At 66.2% G+C, this 18,746-nt stretch carries 19 protein-coding genes; 13 read left to right on the top strand and 6 right to left on the bottom strand.

Features of this window, described 5'->3' with window-relative positions; genetic code table 11:
- Positions 1-6 precede the first annotated feature (6 nt).
- A complete protein-coding gene (locus tag ACSFCA_RS26055) occupies positions 7-711 on the bottom strand; it encodes a fumarylacetoacetate hydrolase family protein (RefSeq protein ID WP_435461640.1) in 705 nt (234 codons plus the stop codon).
- 66 nt (positions 712-777) lie between these two features.
- A complete protein-coding gene (gene gtdA, locus ACSFCA_RS26060) occupies positions 778-1,839 on the bottom strand; it encodes a gentisate 1,2-dioxygenase (RefSeq protein WP_435461639.1) in 1,062 nt (353 codons plus the stop codon).
- Positions 1,840-1,960: 121 nt separating this feature from the next.
- Between gtdA and ACSFCA_RS26065 the strand changes: the two genes are divergently transcribed.
- The 6 genes from ACSFCA_RS26065 (at position 1,961) to ACSFCA_RS26090 (ending at position 6,024) form a co-directional block, all read left to right on the top strand.
- Positions 1,961-2,857, top strand: a complete 897-nt coding sequence (locus tag ACSFCA_RS26065) for a LysR family transcriptional regulator (RefSeq protein ID WP_093053751.1) — start codon at positions 1,961-1,963, stop codon at positions 2,855-2,857.
- Between the two features lie 101 nt (positions 2,858-2,958).
- On the top strand, positions 2,959-3,408 hold the full coding sequence (locus tag ACSFCA_RS26070; protein WP_435461638.1) for an acyl-CoA thioesterase: 450 nt from the start codon (positions 2,959-2,961) through the stop codon (positions 3,406-3,408).
- 98 nt (positions 3,409-3,506) lie between these two features.
- Positions 3,507-3,986, top strand: a complete 480-nt coding sequence (locus ACSFCA_RS26075; RefSeq protein WP_435461637.1) for a phasin family protein — start codon at positions 3,507-3,509, stop codon at positions 3,984-3,986.
- Positions 3,987-4,132: 146 nt separating this feature from the next.
- Positions 4,133-4,855: a TetR/AcrR family transcriptional regulator gene (locus tag ACSFCA_RS26080; RefSeq protein WP_435461636.1), complete on the top strand. Its 723-nt coding sequence runs from the start codon at positions 4,133-4,135 to the stop codon at positions 4,853-4,855.
- 5 nt (positions 4,856-4,860) lie between these two features.
- Complete coding sequence (locus ACSFCA_RS26085; protein WP_435461635.1) at positions 4,861-5,700, top strand: tetratricopeptide repeat protein; 840 nt, start codon at positions 4,861-4,863, stop codon at positions 5,698-5,700.
- A 66-nt stretch (positions 5,701-5,766) separates the two neighbouring features.
- The gene (locus tag ACSFCA_RS26090; RefSeq protein WP_007835415.1) at positions 5,767-6,024 is read left to right on the top strand and encodes an acyl-CoA-binding protein; all 258 of its coding nucleotides are present in this window, start codon (positions 5,767-5,769) and stop codon (positions 6,022-6,024) included.
- A gap of 21 nt (positions 6,025-6,045) precedes the next feature.
- On the opposite strand, the gene ACSFCA_RS26095 is transcribed toward ACSFCA_RS26090, so the two are convergent.
- The 4 genes from ACSFCA_RS26095 to ACSFCA_RS26110 form a co-directional block, all read right to left on the bottom strand.
- Positions 6,046-6,960: a DNA/RNA non-specific endonuclease gene (locus tag ACSFCA_RS26095; RefSeq protein ID WP_435461634.1), complete on the bottom strand. Its 915-nt coding sequence runs from the start codon at positions 6,958-6,960 to the stop codon at positions 6,046-6,048.
- 55 nt (positions 6,961-7,015) lie between these two features.
- Complete coding sequence (locus tag ACSFCA_RS26100; RefSeq protein ID WP_258351699.1) at positions 7,016-7,267, bottom strand: hypothetical protein; 252 nt, start codon at positions 7,265-7,267, stop codon at positions 7,016-7,018.
- Positions 7,264-8,913: a S8 family peptidase gene (locus tag ACSFCA_RS26105; protein WP_435461633.1), complete on the bottom strand. Its 1,650-nt coding sequence runs from the start codon at positions 8,911-8,913 to the stop codon at positions 7,264-7,266. Before ACSFCA_RS26105 ends, ACSFCA_RS26100 begins: the two co-directional genes overlap by 4 nt.
- Positions 8,914-8,979: 66 nt before the next feature.
- Positions 8,980-10,218 (bottom strand): CaiB/BaiF CoA transferase family protein, encoded by a 1,239-nt coding sequence (locus ACSFCA_RS26110; RefSeq protein ID WP_435461632.1) that lies wholly within the window; start codon positions 10,216-10,218, stop codon positions 8,980-8,982.
- 252 nt (positions 10,219-10,470) lie between these two features.
- Here ACSFCA_RS26110 and ACSFCA_RS26115 point away from each other — a divergent pair, with 252 nt between their 5' ends.
- From ACSFCA_RS26115 to ACSFCA_RS26145, 7 genes are all read left to right on the top strand, one after another.
- Positions 10,471-11,361 carry a helix-turn-helix domain-containing protein gene (locus ACSFCA_RS26115; RefSeq protein WP_435461631.1) on the top strand — a complete coding sequence of 297 codons (891 nt, stop codon included), beginning with the start codon at positions 10,471-10,473 and terminating at the stop codon, positions 11,359-11,361.
- Positions 11,362-11,471: 110 nt separating this feature from the next.
- Positions 11,472-12,392, top strand: a complete 921-nt coding sequence (locus ACSFCA_RS26120) for an ABC transporter substrate-binding protein (RefSeq protein WP_258351704.1) — start codon at positions 11,472-11,474, stop codon at positions 12,390-12,392.
- A 25-nt stretch (positions 12,393-12,417) separates the two neighbouring features.
- Positions 12,418-13,929 (top strand): sugar ABC transporter ATP-binding protein, encoded by a 1,512-nt coding sequence (locus ACSFCA_RS26125; protein WP_435461630.1) that lies wholly within the window; start codon positions 12,418-12,420, stop codon positions 13,927-13,929.
- 96 nt (positions 13,930-14,025) lie between these two features.
- Entirely contained in the window at positions 14,026-15,006 is a 981-nt protein-coding gene (locus ACSFCA_RS26130) for an ABC transporter permease (protein ID WP_435461629.1), read from the top strand.
- Between the two features lie 37 nt (positions 15,007-15,043).
- A complete protein-coding gene (locus ACSFCA_RS26135; protein WP_435461628.1) occupies positions 15,044-16,171 on the top strand; it encodes an alcohol dehydrogenase catalytic domain-containing protein in 1,128 nt (375 codons plus the stop codon).
- A 13-nt stretch (positions 16,172-16,184) separates the two neighbouring features.
- Positions 16,185-17,711 (top strand): FGGY-family carbohydrate kinase, encoded by a 1,527-nt coding sequence (locus ACSFCA_RS26140; RefSeq protein WP_435461627.1) that lies wholly within the window; start codon positions 16,185-16,187, stop codon positions 17,709-17,711.
- 286 nt (positions 17,712-17,997) lie between these two features.
- On the top strand, positions 17,998-18,735 hold the full coding sequence (locus tag ACSFCA_RS26145) for an SDR family oxidoreductase (protein ID WP_435461626.1): 738 nt from the start codon (positions 17,998-18,000) through the stop codon (positions 18,733-18,735).
- The last annotated feature ends 11 nt before the right edge of the window (positions 18,736-18,746 follow it).

The raw sequence follows: 18,746 nt of genomic DNA on the forward strand, positions 1-18,746 counted from the left end.
AGGCAATCAGTCGATATGCACGGTGAGCGACGGCAGGCGGTCGATGCTCACCTTGATCGTCTGGCCGGGCTTCACCGCGCCCACGCCTTCGGGCGTGCCGGTGAAGATCAGGTCGCCGGGCTGCAGCGTGAACAGCGTCGACAGGTTGGCGATGACTTCGTTCACCGACCAGATCAGATGCGTGATGTCGCTGTTCTGGCGTACCTGGCCGTCGACTTCGAGCACGATGGCGCCGGCGTTGATCTCGCCCACGTCGGCCAGCGTGCGCAGCGGCGCGATGGGCGCGGAGAAGTCGAAGGCCTTGCCGATTTCCCACGGGCGGCCCTGCTCGCGCATCTTCATCTGCAGGTCACGGCGGGTCATGTCCAGGCCCACGGCGTAGCTGTGGATGTGGCTGGCGGCCTGGTCGACGGGGATGTTCTTGCCGCCCTTGCCGATGGCGACCACCAGCTCGGCTTCGTAGTGGTAGTTGCTCGTGAGCGGCGGGTAGGGAATGGACGCGCCTTTGCCGTCGAACACCGGCACCACGGAAGCGTCGTCGTTCGGCTTGCAGAAGAAGAAAGGCGGTTCGCGGTCGGGGTCGAAGCCCATCTCGCGTGCATGGGCCGCGTAGTTGCGGCCGACGCAGTAGACGCGGCGCACGGGGAACTGCTGGTCGGAGCCCACGATGGGCAGGCCGACGATGGAAGGAGGCGTGAAGACGAAGGACATGAAGGCTCCTGCCGCGCGTGGCGGCACACGGTCGAACAAAAAAAGAAAAGAAGGGTCGCCCGTGCTTCAGGCGTCTTCGAGAAAGGCTTCGCGCAGGATGCCCATGGCCTGCTGCACCGGGCGATCGGAAAAGCTGAAGAGCACGGTGTCTTCGCCCGGCGACGACAGCCGCAGCGGCGCCCACGAAGGCACCACGAAGGTGTCGCGCGGACCGAACGCGAAGCGCTGGCCGGCAATCTCGGCCGTGCCATGGCCTTCGACCACGCTGTACACCGCGCCATCGGTCGCGCGGTGCGTCTTGCCCGCGAAGCCCTTTGGCAGCAGCTGCAGGTTGGTCGAGATGGTCGGCATCGGCGAGCCGCCCGTCAGCGGGTTGATGTAGCGCAGCTTGTGGCCCAGCCAGGCATCGGGCGCTTCCTGCGTCTGCAGTTGCGCCAGCGCCTCGCGGCTGCGTGCGTAGGGGTAGTTGAAGATCGGCGAGGTGGCCGATGTGTGGTCGTGCCGCACCGGCACCATGTTGTGGCCGAAGCGCGCGAGGCTGTTGCCTTCGGGGCGCGACACGTGCTGCACCTTGGCGTCGTCGTTCTCGGCGAAGCCGGCGTCGAAGAAGCGAAGCATCGGAATGTCGAGCCCGTCGAGCCACACCACCGGCTCCACGGTGCCGCCGATGCCTTCGTTGCCATGGTCGTGCCAGGCCCACGAGGGCGTGATGATGAAGTCGCCGGGGTACATAGTGGTGCGCTCGCCGCCCACCGTGGTGTAGGCACCCTTGCCGTCGACGATGAAGCGCAGTGCCGACTGCACGTGGCGGTGCGAAGGCGCCACCTCGCCCGGCATGATGAGCTGCAGCCCGGCGTAGAGCGACTGCGTGATCGACGAGTTGCCGGGCAGCGCCGGGTTCTCGAGCACCAGCACGCGGCGCACGGCCTCTTCGGCGGTGATGAGTTCGGCCGACTCCATCAGCAGCGGGCGGATCTCGTCGTAGCGCCACAGCGCGGGCACGCAGGGCGTCTGCGGTTCGCGCGGCACCAGCGCGTGCAGCGATTCCCACAGCGGCGTGAGGTTCAGCGGGCGGATGCGGGCGTAGTAGTCGCGGCGTTCTGCCGCATTGGAAGGCGCGGGTTTCATGGCGTGGATGTCTCCGTGGCGGCATTGTTGAGCCGCACCACTATTTCCTCAAGACCGGTGGCCAATACACGGAATTCGAAATTTCGATAATGGTGTCTTTCACCGTACGCAGGAGCCCCGGATGTCCAAGCTCGATCTCGAATGGCTCGCCGTGTTCGACGAGGTCTACAAGACCGGCAACGTCTCGAAGGCGGCCGAGCGGCTGGGCATGGCGCAGGCGGCGGCCAGCACCGCGCTGAACAAGCTGCGCGCGCACTTCGACGACCGCCTGTTCACCCGCACCGCGCAGGGCATGCAGCCCACGCCGCATGCCGAGCGCATCTACCCGAACCTGCGCGAGGCGCTGGCCCAGCTGGCTCAGGCCCAGGGCAACCGCAGCAGCTTCGAGCCCGCGCAGGCGCAGCGGCGCTTTCGCATCTGCATGACCGACATCAGCGAGGTGGTGCTGCTGCCCGGCCTGCTCGACCACCTGCGGCGCGCGGCGCCGGGGGTGCATATCGAAACCGAGATCATCTCGACCATCAGCGGGCGCCGCCTGCAGGACGGCGAGGTCGACCTGGCCGTGGGCTTCATGCCGCAGCTGGACGCGGGCTTCTACCAGCAGACGCTGTTCATGCAGAACTTCGTCTGCCTGGCGGCGCAGAACCATCCGCGCATCGGCGCGAAGCTCACGCGCAAGCGCTTCGAGGCGGAGGCGCACGCGGTGGTGTCGACCTCGGGCACCGGGCATGCCATCGTCGACACGACCATCGCGCGGCTGGGCCTGAAGCGCGACGTGGTGGTGCGGCTGTCGAGCTTCCTGAGCGTGGCGCGCATCGTGGCGCATACCGAGCTGATCGTGGTGGTGCCGCGCATCCTCGGCAAGGTGCTGGCCACGCAGGAGCCGGTGAAGCTGCTGGAGCCGCCCTTCACGCTGCCGGCCTATGCCGTGAAGCAGCACTGGCACGAGCGCTTTCATGCCGACCCGGGCAATGCCTGGCTGAGGCGCACCCTGGCGCAGTTGTTCAGCGGCAGCTAGCTGAGCGTGCATGCCCGGACGACGGGCGGCAGCCGCAAGCGTGCGCCCGCTCGCATAATCGCGGCTCCCCACCTCATAGCCATATCCGAAAAGGCGGCCCCATGTCTTCGATCACCCTGCGTTTTCTTGCCGAGCCCAGCACCATCAACTTCGGCGGCAAGGTCCACGGCGGCACGGTCATGAAGTGGATCGACGAGGCCGGCTACGCCTGCGCGACCAGCTGGGCCAAGCGGTATTGCGTCACCGCCTTCATCGGCAGCATCCGCTTTCACCGGCCGATCATGATCGGCGACCTCGTCGAGGTGGAGGCCCGCCTGGCCTACACCGGCAACACCAGCATGAACATCTCGGTCGAGGTGCGCAGCGGCGACATGAAAGGCGGCTCGATGGAAAAGACCACCGAATGCCTGATCGTGTTCGTCTCGGTCGACTCGCACGGGCGGCCGCTGCCGGTCGAAGCCTTTGTGCCCGGCACGCCTGGTGAAATGGCTCTGGCCGAGCGCGCCAAGGCGCATCTCGACGCGAGCCGCGCGGCGGGCGCAACGCCCTGAGCCTTTCCCGGGGAGGCTTGGCCTCATAGACGCGAAGCTCTAATGCAAAGCACGTCGAACAGCTAGAGTCAGCCGCTTGTTTGCAAAGGAACATTCGCATGGCTACCCAGGACGACGACAGCAACGGCAAGGCCGCCGACCGCATCAAGGATTCCGCCCAGCAGATCTGGCTTGCCGGACTCGGCGCCTTCGCCAAGATGCAGCAGGAAGGCAGCAAGGCCTTCGAGGCGCTGGTCAAGGACGGCGCCGGCATGCAGAAGAAGACCCAGCAGGCCGCCGAGGAAACCCTGTCCCAGGCCCAGCAGCGCATGGCCGGCTTCGCCAGCGAGTTCGGCACCAAGGCCGCTGGCCAGTGGGGCAAGCTGGAGAACATTTTTGAAGAACGCGTGGCGCGCGCGCTCGAAAAGCTCGGCATCCCCAGCGCCGCCGACATGGCCGCGCTGCAGGCGCGCGTCCAGGCGCTCGAAGCACAGCTGAAGAAATCGCAGGGCGCCACCGCCGCTCCCCGCAAGACCGCGGCCCGCAAGACGGCTGCGCCTGCCGCCAAGAAAACCTTGCGCCGCAGCAACGCCGGCTGAGCCAGCCCGCGCCGTCTGCCGACCGGTCGGTATTGCGGCACTGCACAAAAATTCAGCGCCGCAAAACATGTCCCGCACCGTTCATGGTGCGGTGCACATGCGCTAGAGTGCCCCCAAGAGACCACGAGACAACCGGGGGCACCGACATGGCAAAGAAGGCGCCACGCCGCACAGCGCAACGCATCCTCGAAGCCGCATTGGATCTGTTCAACCGCTTCGGGGAGCCGAACGTCTCGACCACCCTGGTGGCGGGCGAACTCAACATCAGTCCGGGCAACCTGTACTACCACTACCCGGCCAAGGAAGAGCTGATCAACAAGCTCTACGAAGCCTACGAGATCGAGCTCAACGAACTGCTGCACGCGAGCGAAGGCGTGCACGACGTGGAGGACGCGTGGTTCTTCATGCACAGCCTGTTCGAGCTGATCTGGCGCTACCGCTTTCTCTACCGCGACCTCAACGACCTGCTCAGCAAGAACCGGCGGCTGGAAACCCAGTTCCAGCTGGTGCTGAAAAACAAGGCACGCGCCATCCGCCAGCTGATCGCCGGCCTGAGCCGCGCCGGCCACCTCGAGATCGACGCGCACGAGGTCGACACGCTCGCGCAGAGCATGGTCGTGGTGCTGACCTACTGGCTCAGCTATGAATACGTGCGCAACCCGCGCGAGGCGCTGGAGCCCGCGCATGCGCAGGGCGCGCTGATGCGCGGCGGCCACCACACCCTGCACCTGCTCGCGCCCTACCTCGGGCGGGAACAACGGCGGCATCTGCTGACACTCAGCAATGCCTACAACGGCGAAGATTCCAGCAACAGCGGTGCCGGCAGCAGCGCCGGCGCCGTGGCTTCCCCGGTCGATATGGCGGTCTAGCAACCATGCCCCACCCCGATTTCAAACCGCTCTCGCTGATGTCCGCCGGCCCGGTTGCCACCGCCGACGCGGCCCCCTGGACGCCCCTGCCCTGGGCCGACGTGCCTCGCTTCGATGCCCGCAGCGTGCTGCTCCACTGGCCGCGCCTGCATGCCGGCCACGAGTTGCCGCTGCCGGCCGAAAGCTCTGCGCTCGCCGAAGGCTGGGCGCTGTACCACAGCGGCGAATTCGAACGCGCCGCCGCCATCGGCCTGTTGCAGGGCGCCGAAGGGCTGGCGCTGGCCAACCAGGCGACCGCGATCTACGCCAACTACGTCGAGCCGCGCGAGGCCGTGCGGCTCGCGATGTTCCGCCAGGTGATCGAGCGCGCGAGCGCGCAGGCCGCTGCCGAGCCCGAGAACTGCCAGGCGCTCTACTGGCAGTCCTACGCACTGGGCCGCTACAGCCAGGGCATCAGCGTGGCGCGTGCGCTGGCGCAGGGACTGGGCAGCAAGCTCAAGGGAGCGCTGGAGCGCGTGATCGAGCTGCAGCCGCGGCACGCGGACGCGCACCTCGCGCTGGCTTCGTTCCACGCCGAGGTGATCGACAAGGTCGGTGCGCTGGTCGGGCGCATGACCTACGGCGTGCGTGCCGAGACCTCGCTCGAATTGTTCGAACGCGGCCTCGAGCTGCACCCCCATTCGGCCGCCGGAATGATGGAATACGCCCGTGCGCAGCTGATGCTGCACGGCGAATCGCGCATGGGCGAAGCAACGCGGCTCTATGAAAGGGCTGCAGGGCTGAAGCCGGCCGATGCGCGGGAGCGGCTCGATGTGGAGCTGGCGCGGGCGGGGCTGAAGGACTGAATCTGGTACCACCGGGTACCGTGCAATTTAAGATGCACGGTTTCCGCTTTCTTCAATTCGACCGCCATGTCTGATCTCAACGCCCAATTCGAAGCCGCCCAGGCCAACTCCAAGCTGCTCGCCGAGCGCCCCGACAACCCGACGCTGCTGAAGATCTACGGCCTCTTCAAGCAGGCGACCGAAGGCGACAACACCGCCAAGAAGCCCAGCTTCAGCGACATCGTCGCGCGCGCCAAGTGGGACGCGTGGACCGCCCAGAAGGGTGCGAGCGCCGACGAGGCCAAGCAGAAGTACATCGACCTGATCGAATCCCTGCGCGGCTGATCGACCGCGCCTTCGCTCCAGTCAGGCCGGAAGCTTCGTATCGGCGTAGCGCCGGATGGGCTGGACGAACGCGATGTCAACGCCATCGAGCACGTCACGCCCTTCGAGGCTTTCGAACCTGAGCCCGGTCTCCGCCTCGATGAACGCGAGCGGACGCTGCGATGTGTCGAAGTCTTCAAGGTCGCGCGCCACCCCCGAATCGAGATAGGTGCCCTGGCTCATCAGGTAGGCGATGGCGCTCAGCTCGCCCGTCGCCTCGCTGATGAAGGCAACCACCTTCCAGAAGTCCCGCGGGATCTGTATGCCGAATCTCTCCGGGTCGCCCGACCGGAGGATGGGGCCCGTGAAGACGCTGATGCGCTTGTCGTCGCCCTGGGCATTGCCGAGGATGTAGTCCTCGAGGTCGCCCCACAGCCCATCGTTGAAAGGCTGCCATTGCGGGCAGGCGTTGGTGGCGAAGAATGTGTCGATGTTGGCCCGTTGCGCCGTCGCCAGCGAGCCCCAGTTCGGGTCCTGCCTGCGCGTCATGTGGCCGCGGGAGAATTTCTTGTCCTGCTCGGGGCCGTAGGCCTCCCGCAGCATCTGGTATTCCTTCCTGATGCGGCCGTCGTAGTTCCAGGTGTCATGGCGCGGAACGCTCTTCGACTTCGACCCGTCGATGTTGCACGCCGAGTAAAGCGGCACGCGCCGGGAAATGCATTGCACCGTGCTGAAGTGCTGGTACTTGAGCTCGAAGGAGCCGTCTTCGAGCTTTGCGATGTCGTCCATGGAGATGGCGTCGCCCATCGACGGCAGTTCCACTCGGTTGGCATCGCCGAAGAACTCTGGTGCGTAGCCTTCACGGCCCCTGAAGAATTCCGGCGGCTTCGGCGTTGCGGCGACGCGCTGGATTCCGGCCCATGAATTGCTCACGACCTGGATGTCTGTATCGGACATGAAGCTCCCTATCCAAAAAACTCCATGACCACCAGCGGCCATGGGCGCCTTGCGGCTATTTCGCGAGCTTGGCGCGTGCGTTTTTCAGATTGAAGACAGGTTTGCGGATTTCCGCGAAGGTAGGCTGGGACACGGCCCATTCCGGGTTCTGTTCGAGCACCGCCAGTTGCTCCTCGTCGAGCTGGGCTTCCACCAGGGTGCTCGTCTTCGGCGTGAGCACCGCGCCCGGCACGCTGCGACGCAGCCGTGCTTGCGCCGACAATTTCTTGCCGGGGCTGCCTGTGTAGGTCAACACGACGCTTGTCACTTCAGAACTCCAAAACCTTCATATTCGGCTGGCCAACCCACCTTTTGCGCTGTCTGAGACAGCATCTTGACGATGGCGTCGGCCTTTTCAGGACCGTCAGGCATGTTAAGCAGCTTCGAATTCCCTGACAACAGACGGGCCGCCATGCCCGAGGAGTACGGCGTGGCCATCGAGGTGCCGGACATCATTGCGTACTTTTCACCCGGAAACGTCGACAGCACCGCCACGCCGGGGCCGATGAAATCGGTCGAAAGCCCGTAGTTCGAGAACTCGGCGACAAACTCCTTCTTGCGGCGGATCTCGCTCTCCTGAAAGCTCTCGGGGCAGTCGGCCGGAAATGTTCCGTCGCGCCCCAGCGCGCCAACGGCCAGGGTGTGGCTGTAGCGGGCCGGATAGCGCAGCAGGGGCTGGCCGTCGTTGCCGGTGGCCGCGAACACCACGACGCCGGCATCGCGCGCCTTCTGGAGGATGTCCGGCATCTCCGGCATCGGCTCCAGGCTGCCCATGCTGATGTTCACGATGTTGCAGCCGTCGCTGATGGCGCGTTCGAGCGCGCTGGCAATGTCGGTCGATTTCGCGCGTCCACGCTCGCCGGTCTTCGGGCAGACGCGATAGGCCAGCAGGCGGCAGGCCGGCGCCAGGCCGTAAATACCGGTGGCCGCAGCCTTCTTGCCCGCGATGATCCCGGCGACGTGGGTCCCGTGGCCGATGCCGTTGTCGAGAAAATCCGCGGCATTCTCGCCAGTGACGAAACAGCCGCCGCCCGCCACGGCGATGTCCGCATGCGGCCCGACGCCGTTGTCGATCACGCCGACCGTCACGCCCGCCCCCGCCTGGGGGTCGTAAGGCGCGTAGTTCGCCAGCAGCTGGAAGCTGTCGGGCACCAGCGGCGTGGCTTGCACGTTCAATCGCTTCGGTGCCGCGACCCGGTCGAACCCCTTGATGAAGACCGACCAGTGCGTGTGTTCCGGCTCGACCAGGATCATTTCCACCCGCGGATAGAGCACCGGAATTCCCAGGCTCGCGATTCCCTTGCTGTCGGTCACCGCGGGCACGTGCGCGCCGTCCCAATCCACGAGCGCCTTGACCCGGACGCCCGGCACGGGCTTGCCCTGCGGGTCCGCAAGATGCAGCTCGAAGCTCTTGACCTTGGCCCCCGGCGCAACCTGGATCGCGCTGGAATCCATCTCATCGCCCAGCGGCCGGATGTACTGGAGGTAAGCCCATGCGGCGGGTGCCACCCGCAGCCCCGGCGTGTTGCGGCGCATCGCCAGCAGGGCGGACGAGTTGGCCTGCATCACGGACACGTCGTCGAGCTGCTTGATGAGCTTCATTCGGGGAATGCCGCGACCTTCCACTCTTTGGCCGAGCGCCTCCGCCGCGTTGCCGAGATTGATTGCGCTCAGTGTCGCCATCTCTGCACCACCAGCCACGGCGCTCCTGGAGGGCCACACGATGACGTCGTCGGAGAATTTGGGCTCCACAGCCACGCGGCGCAGACGCAGTTGCTGCAGCAGGTGCTCCACCTTCTCGCAGTCCGATTTCGACAAGTCCCATTTCGCAGTCCCGTAGACGCGTTCGGTTTCACGCGCAGGGGTGCTGCTGTTCCGCCTCGGGGCTTCCTGTCGCCTGTTCGCTGCTGCCATGGACTCTCCTTGTTGCCCGGTTTATCGCACGGGGGCCATTGCAGGCCCATGAATGGCCCGTATCGGCTAGCCCACTATTCCGCGCTCGTGCAGCGCGGTGATCTGCTCGGCGCTCAGGCCGATTTCCTTCAGCACCGCATCGGTGTCCGCGCCCAGCGCCGGCGCGTTGTGCCGATGGCTGGCCGGCGTGAGCGAGAGCTTGGGCACGAAACCAGGCACCGCGAGCGCGCTGCCGTCAGCCATCTGCACCTGCTGCAGCATGCCGCGCGCGGCGTAGTGCGGATCGGCCGCGATGTCGGCGATGGTGTAGATCCGGCCGCCTGGCACATGCGCCGCGTCGAGCGCGGCCAGTACTTCGTCGACCGTGCGTTGCGCGGCCCAGTCGCCGATGGCGGCGTCGAGCATTTCGACCTGCGCCACGCGGCCCGTGTTGCCGGCCAATGAAGGATCCGCCGCGAGGTCCGGCCGGCCGATGCACGCCATGAGCCGGCGAAAGATGCTGTCGCCGTTGCCCGCGACGATCGCGTAGCCACCGTCCGAACATCGGTACGCATTGGTCGGCGCAATGCCCGGCAGCGCGCTTCCGGCCGCCTCGCGCACCGCGCCGAATTCGCCGTACTCGGGCAGCAGGCTTTCCATGCAGTTGAAGACGGCCTCGTAGAGCGCCACGTCGATCACCTGTCCGCGGCCCTTCGGATATTCGGCACACACCGTCGCATGCCGGTGCTGCATCGCCATCAGCACGCCGATCACGCCATGCAGCGAGGCCAGCGTGTCGCCTATCGACACGCCCACACGCACCGGCACACGTCCCGGCTCGCCCGTGAGATGGCGCAGCCCACCCATGGCCTCCGCCACCACGCCGAAGCCGGGGCGATCGCGATACGGGCCGGTCTGGCCGTAGCCGCTGATGCGCAGCATCACGAGCGCGGGGTTGGCGGCCAGCAGTTCGTCAGGGCCGAGGCCCCAGCCTTCCATCGCGCCGGGGCGGAAGTTCTCGATCAGCACGTCGGCCTCGGCCGCGAGCTTGCGCACGACGGCCTGCGCCTCGGGTTCGCGCAGGTCCAGCGCCAGCGAGCGCTTGTTGCGCGACTGCACCTGCCACCAGACCGAGGTGCCGTCTTTCAGCAGCCGCCAGGTGCGCAGCGGATCGCCCGCGCCGGGCGGCTCGATCTTGATGACCTCGGCGCCGAAGTCGCCCAGCGTGCGCGCAGCAAAGGGCCCGGCGATGAGCTGCCCGAGCTCGATGACCTTGAGGCCGGCCAGCGGGCCCGCTGCCGGAGGGGAGGAGCTTGTTGTCGTCATGACGCCAGAGTGTGCCCGGGCCTGCCGGGGCGGGAAAACACCTATGAATTCTTGACTCCGCAATTCCGGCGCTTTCCGCAGCGCAGCAAATACCGCCCGCTGCCCTGCTCTCCCCGAGGAGAAAGGGGTTTGCTGCGGCGCAATGCAAGCCGCCGCATCGGTCGTTCAGGCCTCCCCGGAAGTCAAAAAAGTATCGATCCAGGACGCCTTCTCTGGTTGTTGGCATCGGGAGCGGTTCGTACAGTCCGCCCCATGCAACCCGACCTGGAAATCGTTGAAGTCCGCGGTGACGAATCGTTCACCTGCTGGGCGCACGGCTACCCGTACCGCACGGTGCGCTGGCACTTCCATCCCGAGTACGAGATCCAGCTGATCGTCGAGACCCAGGGCGTGTATTTCGTGGGCGACCACGTCGGCCACTTCGAGCCGGGCAACCTCGTGATGATGGGCCCCGACCTGCCGCACAACTGGATCAGCGACGTGCCCGCAGGCCAGAGCGTCGAGCGGCGCGGCATCGTGATCCAGTTTCCGGCCGGGCTGGTGCAGAACATGGCCGGCACTTTTCCGGAGTTCGAGCGCATCGCGCCGCTGCTGGCCGAATCGGGCTCGGGTCTGCTGTTTTCGGTGGAGACCGCCGCCGCGGCCAAGCCGATCATGGAATCGCTGCTGGAGGCGCGCGGCCTGCGCCGCGTGATCCTGCTGCTCTCGCTGCTCGAACTGCTGGCCGACGGCAGCGACCGCCAGCGCCTGGCCAGCCCCGCATTCAAGCCCGACCCCAAGGCTTTCATGTCGCACGCGATCAACAACGTGCTGGCCCACATCGCGGCCAACCTCGGCGACGACCTGCGCGAGCCGATGCTGGCCGAGCTGGTGGGCCAGAGCCCGAGCGCGTTCTCGCGATCCTTCCGCAAGCACACGGGCCAATCGTTCGTGCGCTACGTGAACCGGCTGCGCATCAGCCGCGCCTGCGAGCTTCTCACCAACAGCGAGAAGCCGGTGCTCGACGTCTGCATGGACGTGGGCTTCAACAACGTGTCGAACTTCAACCGGCAATTCCTGCTGCACAAGCGCATGCCGCCGACCAAGTTCCGCAATTTCCATCGCATGCAGGCCGCGGCCTCGCGTGCCGCCAACCCGCCGTAGCCGGGCTTCCGTGTTCCCCGTGTCGTCACCGACGCGGCCCTTCGGGCGCCGCGTGGGGCGAGCCTTTGTCCGCGTTTTTCGACAGTCACAAACCCAAGGAGACAGCCACCATGAAGAACATCCTCAAAGCCACCGCCCTTACCGCCGCGCTGATCTGCGGCGCATCCGCCGCACAGGCGCAAGCCTCGAAGCAGCCGCTGCGCATCGGCATGACCTTCCAGGAGCTCAACAACCCCTACTTCGTGACGATGAAGCAGGCGCTCGAAGAGGCCGCCGCCAGCATCGGCGCCACCGTGGTCACCACCGACGCGCGGCACGACGTGGCCAAGCAGATCGGCGACGTGGAAGACATGATCCAGAAGAAGGTCGACATCCTGCTGCTGAACCCGACCGACTCCACCGGCGTGCAATCGGCCGTGCGCTCGGCCAAGAAGGCCGGCCTCGTGGTGGTCGCGGTTGATGCCAATGCGCAGGGCCCGGTCGATTCCTTCGTCGGCTCGAAGAACACCGACGCCGGACGCCTGGCCTGTGAGTACCTGGCAAAGAGCATCGGCGAGAAAGGCGACGTGGCCATCCTCGACGGCATTCCGGTCGTGCCTATCCTGGAGCGCGTGAAGGGCTGCCGCGAAGCGCTCGCCAAGTACCCCGGCATCAAGGTCGTGAGCACGCAGAACGGCAAGCAGGAACGCGCCACCGCGCTCACCGTGACCGAGAACATCCTGCAGGCCAACGGCAACCTCAAGGGCATCTTCAGCGTGAACGACGGCGGCTCGATGGGCGCGCTCGCCGCCATCGAAGCCAGCGGCAAGGACGTGAAGCTCACCAGCGTGGACGGCGCCCCCGAGGCCATCAAGGCCATGCAGAAGCCCGGCTCGAAGTTCATCGCCACCACCGCGCAGTACCCGCGCGACCAGATCCGCCTGGCCATCGGCATCGCGCTGGCGAAGAAGTGGGGTGCCAACGTGCCCGCTGCGGTGCCGGTCGACGTGAAGCTGATCGACGCCGACGGCGCGAAGACCTTCACCTGGTAACCGACGCCGGAAGCAGCGCACGGCCATGAACGACACCGCCGAAATGCTGAGGCTCGAAGGCGTCTCGAAGAGCTTTCCGGGCGTGAAGGCGCTCGCGGGCATCGACCTCTCGATCCGCAAGGGCGAAGTGCACGCGCTGCTCGGCGAGAACGGCGCGGGCAAGTCGACGCTGATGAAGATCCTCGGCGGCATCTACCAGGCCGACGAGGGGCGCATCTTCATCGAAGGCAGCGAGCGGAAGTTCGCGGGCTACAACGATGCGATTGCTGCCGGCATTGGCATCATCTTCCAGGAGTTCAGCCTCATCCCGTACCTGAACGCGGTGGAGAACATCTTCCTCGGACGCTACCTGAAGAACCGTTTCGGGCTGATGGACAAGGCGGCGATGAAGCGATCCGCGCAGGCCTTGTTCGACGAGCTGGGTGTACAGATCGACCTCGGCGTGCCGATCTGCCGGCTCTCGGTAGCGCAGCAGCAGTTCGTGGAAATCGGCAAGGCGCTGTCGCTGAAGGCGCGCCTGCTGGTGCTCGACGAACCGACTGCCACGCTCACGCCGAACGAGGCCGGGCACCTGTTCAAGATCATGAGGGAGCTGCGCGCCAGGGGTGTGGCGATGATCTTCATCTCGCATCACCTCGACGAGATCTTCGAGGTGTGCGACCGCATCAGCGTGCTGCGCGATGGTGCCAACGCAGGGCATGCCGAGGTGGGCGCGACCGATGTGAATGCGCTGGTCGAAATGATGGTGGGCCGCCGCATCGAACACAACTTTCCGCCGAAGCCGGTGCCTGCGCCGCGCGGGCGCAAGGTGCTCGAAGTGCCGCACATCCAGCTAGCGAAGGGCGGGCCCATCAACGCCTTCGAACTGCATGAAGGCGAGATCCTCGGCTTTGCAGGGCTAGTCGGCTCGGGCCGCACCGAACTGGCGCTGGGCATGATGGGTGCCGACCGCGTGCATCGCAAGACGGTGCTGCGCAACGGCAAGCCCGTGCGACTGAACGACCCGACGCAGGCGCTGGAGAACGGTATCGGCCTGCTGCCCGAAAGCCGCAAGGTCGAAGGGCTGATCACCGATTTCACGATCCGCTTCAACATCTCGCTGAACAACCTCGGCAGGCACCGCAGCGCGGGGCTGGTCAGCCAGGCGTCGGAGAAGCAGGCGGCCGGTGAACTCTCGCGCCGCGTAGGTGTGAAGGCGCCGAACATCGAGACGCGCGTGGCGACGCTGTCGGGTGGCAACCAGCAGAAGGTGGTGATCGCGCGCTGGCTCGGCCACGCCTCTGAAGTGCTGATCTTCGACGAACCCACGCGCGGTATCGACGTGGGCGCCAAGGCCGAGATCTACGGCCTGATGCGCGAGCTCACTCGGCAGGGCAAATCGATCGTGATGATCTCCAGCGAGCTGCCTGAGATCGTCGGCATGTGTGACCGTGTTGCCGTGTTCTCGGGCGGGGCCATCGTGGCGACGCTCGAAGGCGACGCAATCAACTCGGGCGACATCATGCGTCACGCTACTTCATCCGGGAGCGCTCAATGACTGCGGCAGAGATTTGTTCGGGGTGCGATCACGCCGACAGCGCCCACTGTGCACAGGGCATCCCGTCTTCGCGCAATACCCAGTGGAGCACATGAAATGAACGCAACCGCAACCCACCCCACACCACCGGCACCTGCAGGCGGCTTCTTCACCCAACTGCGCCGCTCCACAGCCTTCCTCCCACTGGTAGGCCTGGTCGCGATCTCGGTCTTCATGATCGTCGCGACCGACAACTTTCTCTCCTGGGGCAACCTGCAGAACATCGCGCTGCAGTCGTCGATCAACGCGATCATCGCGGTGGGCATGACGGCCGCGATCCTCACCGGTGGCATCGACCTTTCGGTTGGCGCGGTGGTGGCGCTGTCGGGCACGCTGGCCTCGGGAATGATGGTGCAATTCGGCCTGCCGCCGATGCTGGCCGTGCCGCTCGGCCTGGCCGTTGGCGTGGTGATCGGCCTGTTCAACGGCTACTGCGTGGCCTACCTGCGCATGCCGCCGATCATCGTGACGCTGGCCACCATGGGCATTGCGCGCGGCATTGCACTGATCTACACGGGCGGCTATCCCATCGACGGGCTACCCGATTCTTTCGCCTTTCTCGGCGGCGGCGTGCTGGCCGGCATCAAGGTGCCGATCCTCATCATGCTGGCGACCTACCTCGTGGCGTATGTGCTGCTGAACATGGCGCCGTTCGGCCGCTACGTGTATGCCATCGGTGGCAATGAGGAAGCCACCCGGCTGTCTGGCGTGCGCGTGTCGCGCTACAAGCTGCTGGTGTATGCGCTGAGCGGATTCACCGCCGCCATCGCCGGCATCGTGCAGGCGGCGCGTGTGACCAGCGGACAGCCCGGCGTGGGCGTGGGCTTCGAGCTCGACGCCATCGCGGCGGTGGTGATGGGCGGCACATCCATCGCCGGTGGACGCGGCGCCATCGTCGGCACGCTGGTCGGTGCGCTGCTGCTGGGCGTGCTGAACAACGGCCTCAACATGATCGGCGTGTCGCCGTACCTGCAATTGATCATCAAGGGCGGGATCGTCCTGCTCGCCATCTTCATCAGCCGCGAAGCCAAGCGCTGACTTCGCAACAGACACATTCCCCCACTCCCCCAACCTCATGTCTTATCAAAAGCTCCAGCCCGGTATGTCCGGCGCCATCGCCCAGCTCGCCATGCAGGCCGTCGTCTGCCACGGCCCCAAGGACTACCGCCTCGAAACCGTCGACATGCCGGCCATCGGCCCCAACGAGTTGCTGATCTCCATCGCCGCCTGCGGCATCTGCGCCTCCGACTGCAAGTGCCACTCGGGCGCGAAGATGTTCTGGGGCGGCGACGGCCAGCCCTCATGGGTCAAGGCGCCGGTCATCCCCGGCCATGAATTCTTCGGGTACGTCGAGGCCCTTGGCGAAGGCGCGGGCGAACACTTCGGCGTGGAGAAAGGCGACCGCGTGATCGCCGAGCAGATCGTGCCCTGCGGCAAGTGCCGCTTCTGCACTTCGGGCAAATACTGGATGTGCGAAGTGCACAACATCTTCGGCTTCCAGCGCATCGTGGCCGATGGCGGCATGGCCGACTACATGCGCCTGCCGCCGACCTCGCGCGTGCACAAGATCCCCGACGGCATCTCGCTGGAAGACGCGGCCATCATCGAGCCGCTGTCGTGCGCGATCCACACGGTGAACCGCGGCGACATCCAGCTCGACGACGTGGTGGTGATCGCAGGCGCCGGCCCGCTGGGGCTGATGATGGTGCAGGTCGCTGCGCTGAAGACGCCGAAGAAACTCATCGTGATCGACCCCGTGCCGGAACGCCTGGCGCTCGCTAAGCAATACGGCGCCAACGTCGTCATCAACCCGAAGACCGAGAACGCAGACGCCATCGTCAAGGGCCTGACCGAAGGCTACGGCTGCGACGTGTACATCGAGACCACCGGCGCGCCCATCGGCGTGACGCAGGGGCTGGAGATGATTCGCAAGCTCGGCCGCTTCGTCGAGTTCAGCGTGTTCGGCTCGGAAACCAGCGCCGACTGGTCGATCATCGGCGACCGCAAGGAGCTCGACGTGCGCGGCGCGCACCTGGGCCCGTACTGCTACCCCGTTGCCATCGACCTGCTGGCGCGCGGCCTCGTCACCTCGAAGGGCATCGTCACGCACGATTTTCCGTTGACCGAATGGGAGCGCGCCTTCGCGCTGGCAAACTCGCTGGATTCCATCAAGGTGCTGCTCAAGCCGCAGCCCCGATCCTGAGAGACAACACATCATGAAATACGTGATCGGCGTCGATATCGGCACGCAGAGCACCAAGTGCCTGCTGGTCGGCATCGACGGCAAGGTGCATGCACAGGCGAGCGTGGCCTACCAGCCCGAGACGCCGAAGCCGCTGTGGGCGCAGCAGGACTGCGCCGTGTGGTTCGACGCGGTGTGTGAGAGCGTGCGCGCCTGCGTGGCCGGCAGCGGCGTTGCGCCGTCGGACATCGCGGCAATGTGCGTGAGCAGCCTGTATGGCGGCGCGGGCATTCCGGTCGACGAGCAGATGCAGCCGCTGCACCCCTGCCTGATCTGGATGGACCGCCGCGCCACGGCTGAGGTCGCATGGGTGAACGCGAACGTGGACGTGCCGCGCCTCGAAGCCATCACCGGCAACGGCGTGGACAGCTACTACGGCTTCACCAAGATCCTGTGGGTGCGCGAGCACCTGCCCGAGGTATGGGCGAAGACGCGCCATTTCCTGCCGCCCAACAGTTACATCAACTGGCGGCTCACGGGCGAGCTGGCGGTCGATCACAGTTCGGCCGGCAACATCGGCGGTGTGTACGACGCGGCGCGCCGCCAATGGTCCGAAGAGGCGATGCAGATGCTCGGCATTCCGTCGCGCATGATGCCGTCGCGCCTGGTCGAGTCGAGCGAGGTGGTCGGCGGGCTGAGCACCGAATGGGCCGCGAAGCTCGGCCTTGCCGAGGGCATGCCGCTGATGGCGGGCGGTGTCGATGCGGCGGTGGCCACCTTCTGCGCGGGCGTTACCGGCAGCGGCGACCACGTGGCGATGATCGGCACCAGCATGTGCTGGGGCTTCGTGAGCCCCACGGTCGATGCGAGGCACAAGCTCATCACCATGCCGCACGTGTATCGCGGTGCGGACCGCAGCTATGTGTTCGGCGGCGCGATCACGGCGGGTGCGGCCATCACGTGGTTCCGCGAAGCCTTCTGCCAGGCCGAAGTGGCCGAGGCGGCGCGCACCGGCGAAGACGCGCACGCGCTGATCGAACGCAAGGCCGTCGACGTACCACCCGGCGCGGAAGGCCTCGTGTTCCTGCCCTATCTCATGGGCGAGCGCAGCCCGATCTGGGACGCGCAGGCCAAGGGCGCCTTCATCGGCCTCTCGCTCGCGCACAGCCGGGCGCACCTGTACCGCGCGGTGCTCGAAGGCGTGAGCTTCGCGCTGCAGCACAACATCGAGGCGGGACGCCAAAGCGGGCAACCGCTGGACGACCGGCTGATCGTGGTCGGCGGCGCGGCACACTCGGACCTGTGGATGCAGATCGTGGCGGACATCACGGGCTATCCGGTGTTCACCATCGAGCAGGAGGTCGAGGCAGCGCTCGGTGCGGCGATGCTCGCGGCACTCGGTGCTGAGCTGGTCGATGCTGCAACGGCTGAACGTGGCTGGGTCACGCTGGTGGAGCGGGCGCGGCCCGAGCCTGCGGCACAGGCTGTGTATCGAGAGCGCTTCGAGATCTACAAATCTCTTTATCCAGCATTGCGTGATGCGATGCATCGGCTGACGTGACTGCTCGATGCGATCGGGGGGTGCGATCACGCCGACGGCGTGCTCTGCTCCGCGAATGTCCCCCGGCCTGCGGCCTCCTCCTTTATTTCGCTGCGCAGAGCACACCATCGACGTGATCGCCCAGAGCACTCGTTGATCGGCCGGCATAAGCGCTGCGCCCATGTGCGAATGGCACCGGGTGCTCCCCGCAGCGAAATAAAGGAGGAGCCGAAGGCGGGGGACATTCGCGGAGGGGAGTACCCGGTGTCATTCGCACGCACCCCGGACGAACACTGAAGCAACTGACATGACAACCTCCTTCAACTTCTCCAGCCAACGCGCACTGGTGACCGGCGCGAGCAGCGGTATAGGCCGCGCAGTGGCAATGCGACTCGCGCAGTCGGGCGCAATGGTCACAGCGGTGGGACGCAACGCCGCGGCGCTGAAGACGCTGCACGCCGAAGCCGGCTGCACGCCACTGGTGCTCGACGTAGCCGACGCTCCCGCACTGGAGCACGCGCTAGCTGCGTTGCGAGCATTCGACCTCGTAGTGAATTGCGCCGGCATCGCGCTGCTCGAATCTGCCGCCGAAATGAAGGCCGAGAGCTTCGACACCGTCATGGCCGTCAACGCACGTGCCGCAGCACTCGTGGCCTCACGCTGCGGCAAGGCCATGATCGCGGCCGGCATACGCGGCAGCATCGTCAACGTGTCGAGCCAGGCCTCGCTGGTCGCACTCGACGCGCACCTCTGCTACTGCGCCTCGAAGGCCGCGATGGACGCCATCACGCGCTCACTGTGCCTGGAGTTCGGGCCGCACGGCATCCGCGTGAACAGCGTGAACCCAACCGTCACGCTCACGCCAATGGCCGAACAGGCCTGGGCCGACGCGAACAAGAGCGCTGCTGCCCTCAGGAACATTCCGCTGGGCCGCTTCGCGCAGGTGGAAGAAGTGGTGGCGCCGATCCTCTTTCTGCTGAGCGATGGCGCGTCAATGGTGAGCGGCGTGGCGCTGCCGGTGGACGGCGGCTACACCATCGTCTGAAGCCGAAGGCT

It is taken from the genome of Variovorax multivorans (assembly GCF_051216835.1).
In the GTDB taxonomy this organism is placed as follows: domain Bacteria; phylum Pseudomonadota; class Gammaproteobacteria; order Burkholderiales; family Burkholderiaceae_C; genus Variovorax.

Excerpts from the sequence above, each read along its gene's own strand:
- ACSFCA_RS26105 (WP_435461633.1), bottom strand. The coding sequence starts at position 8,913 with ATGGCAGCAGCGAACAGGCGACAGGAAGCCCCGAGGCGGAACAGCAGC.
- ACSFCA_RS26075 (WP_435461637.1), top strand. The coding sequence starts at position 3,507 with ATGGCTACCCAGGACGACGACAGCAACGGCAAGGCCGCCGACCGCATC.
- ACSFCA_RS26135 (WP_435461628.1), top strand. The coding sequence starts at position 15,044 with ATGTCTTATCAAAAGCTCCAGCCCGGTATGTCCGGCGCCATCGCCCAG.
- ACSFCA_RS26065 (WP_093053751.1), top strand. The coding sequence starts at position 1,961 with ATGTCCAAGCTCGATCTCGAATGGCTCGCCGTGTTCGACGAGGTCTAC.
- ACSFCA_RS26120 (WP_258351704.1), top strand. The coding sequence starts at position 11,472 with ATGAAGAACATCCTCAAAGCCACCGCCCTTACCGCCGCGCTGATCTGC.
- ACSFCA_RS26055 (WP_435461640.1), bottom strand. The coding sequence starts at position 711 with ATGTCCTTCGTCTTCACGCCTCCTTCCATCGTCGGCCTGCCCATCGTG.
- ACSFCA_RS26115 (WP_435461631.1), top strand. The coding sequence starts at position 10,471 with ATGCAACCCGACCTGGAAATCGTTGAAGTCCGCGGTGACGAATCGTTC.
- ACSFCA_RS26145 (WP_435461626.1), top strand. The coding sequence starts at position 17,998 with ATGACAACCTCCTTCAACTTCTCCAGCCAACGCGCACTGGTGACCGGC.
- gtdA (WP_435461639.1), bottom strand. The coding sequence starts at position 1,839 with ATGAAACCCGCGCCTTCCAATGCGGCAGAACGCCGCGACTACTACGCC.
- ACSFCA_RS26130 (WP_435461629.1), top strand. The coding sequence starts at position 14,026 with ATGAACGCAACCGCAACCCACCCCACACCACCGGCACCTGCAGGCGGC.
- ACSFCA_RS26095 (WP_435461634.1), bottom strand. The coding sequence starts at position 6,960 with ATGTCCGATACAGACATCCAGGTCGTGAGCAATTCATGGGCCGGAATC.
- ACSFCA_RS26090 (WP_007835415.1), top strand. The coding sequence starts at position 5,767 with ATGTCTGATCTCAACGCCCAATTCGAAGCCGCCCAGGCCAACTCCAAG.
- ACSFCA_RS26140 (WP_435461627.1), top strand. The coding sequence starts at position 16,185 with ATGAAATACGTGATCGGCGTCGATATCGGCACGCAGAGCACCAAGTGC.
- ACSFCA_RS26085 (WP_435461635.1), top strand. The coding sequence starts at position 4,861 with ATGCCCCACCCCGATTTCAAACCGCTCTCGCTGATGTCCGCCGGCCCG.
- ACSFCA_RS26080 (WP_435461636.1), top strand. The coding sequence starts at position 4,133 with ATGGCAAAGAAGGCGCCACGCCGCACAGCGCAACGCATCCTCGAAGCC.
- ACSFCA_RS26070 (WP_435461638.1), top strand. The coding sequence starts at position 2,959 with ATGTCTTCGATCACCCTGCGTTTTCTTGCCGAGCCCAGCACCATCAAC.
- ACSFCA_RS26125 (WP_435461630.1), top strand. The coding sequence starts at position 12,418 with ATGAACGACACCGCCGAAATGCTGAGGCTCGAAGGCGTCTCGAAGAGC.
- ACSFCA_RS26110 (WP_435461632.1), bottom strand. The coding sequence starts at position 10,218 with ATGACGACAACAAGCTCCTCCCCTCCGGCAGCGGGCCCGCTGGCCGGC.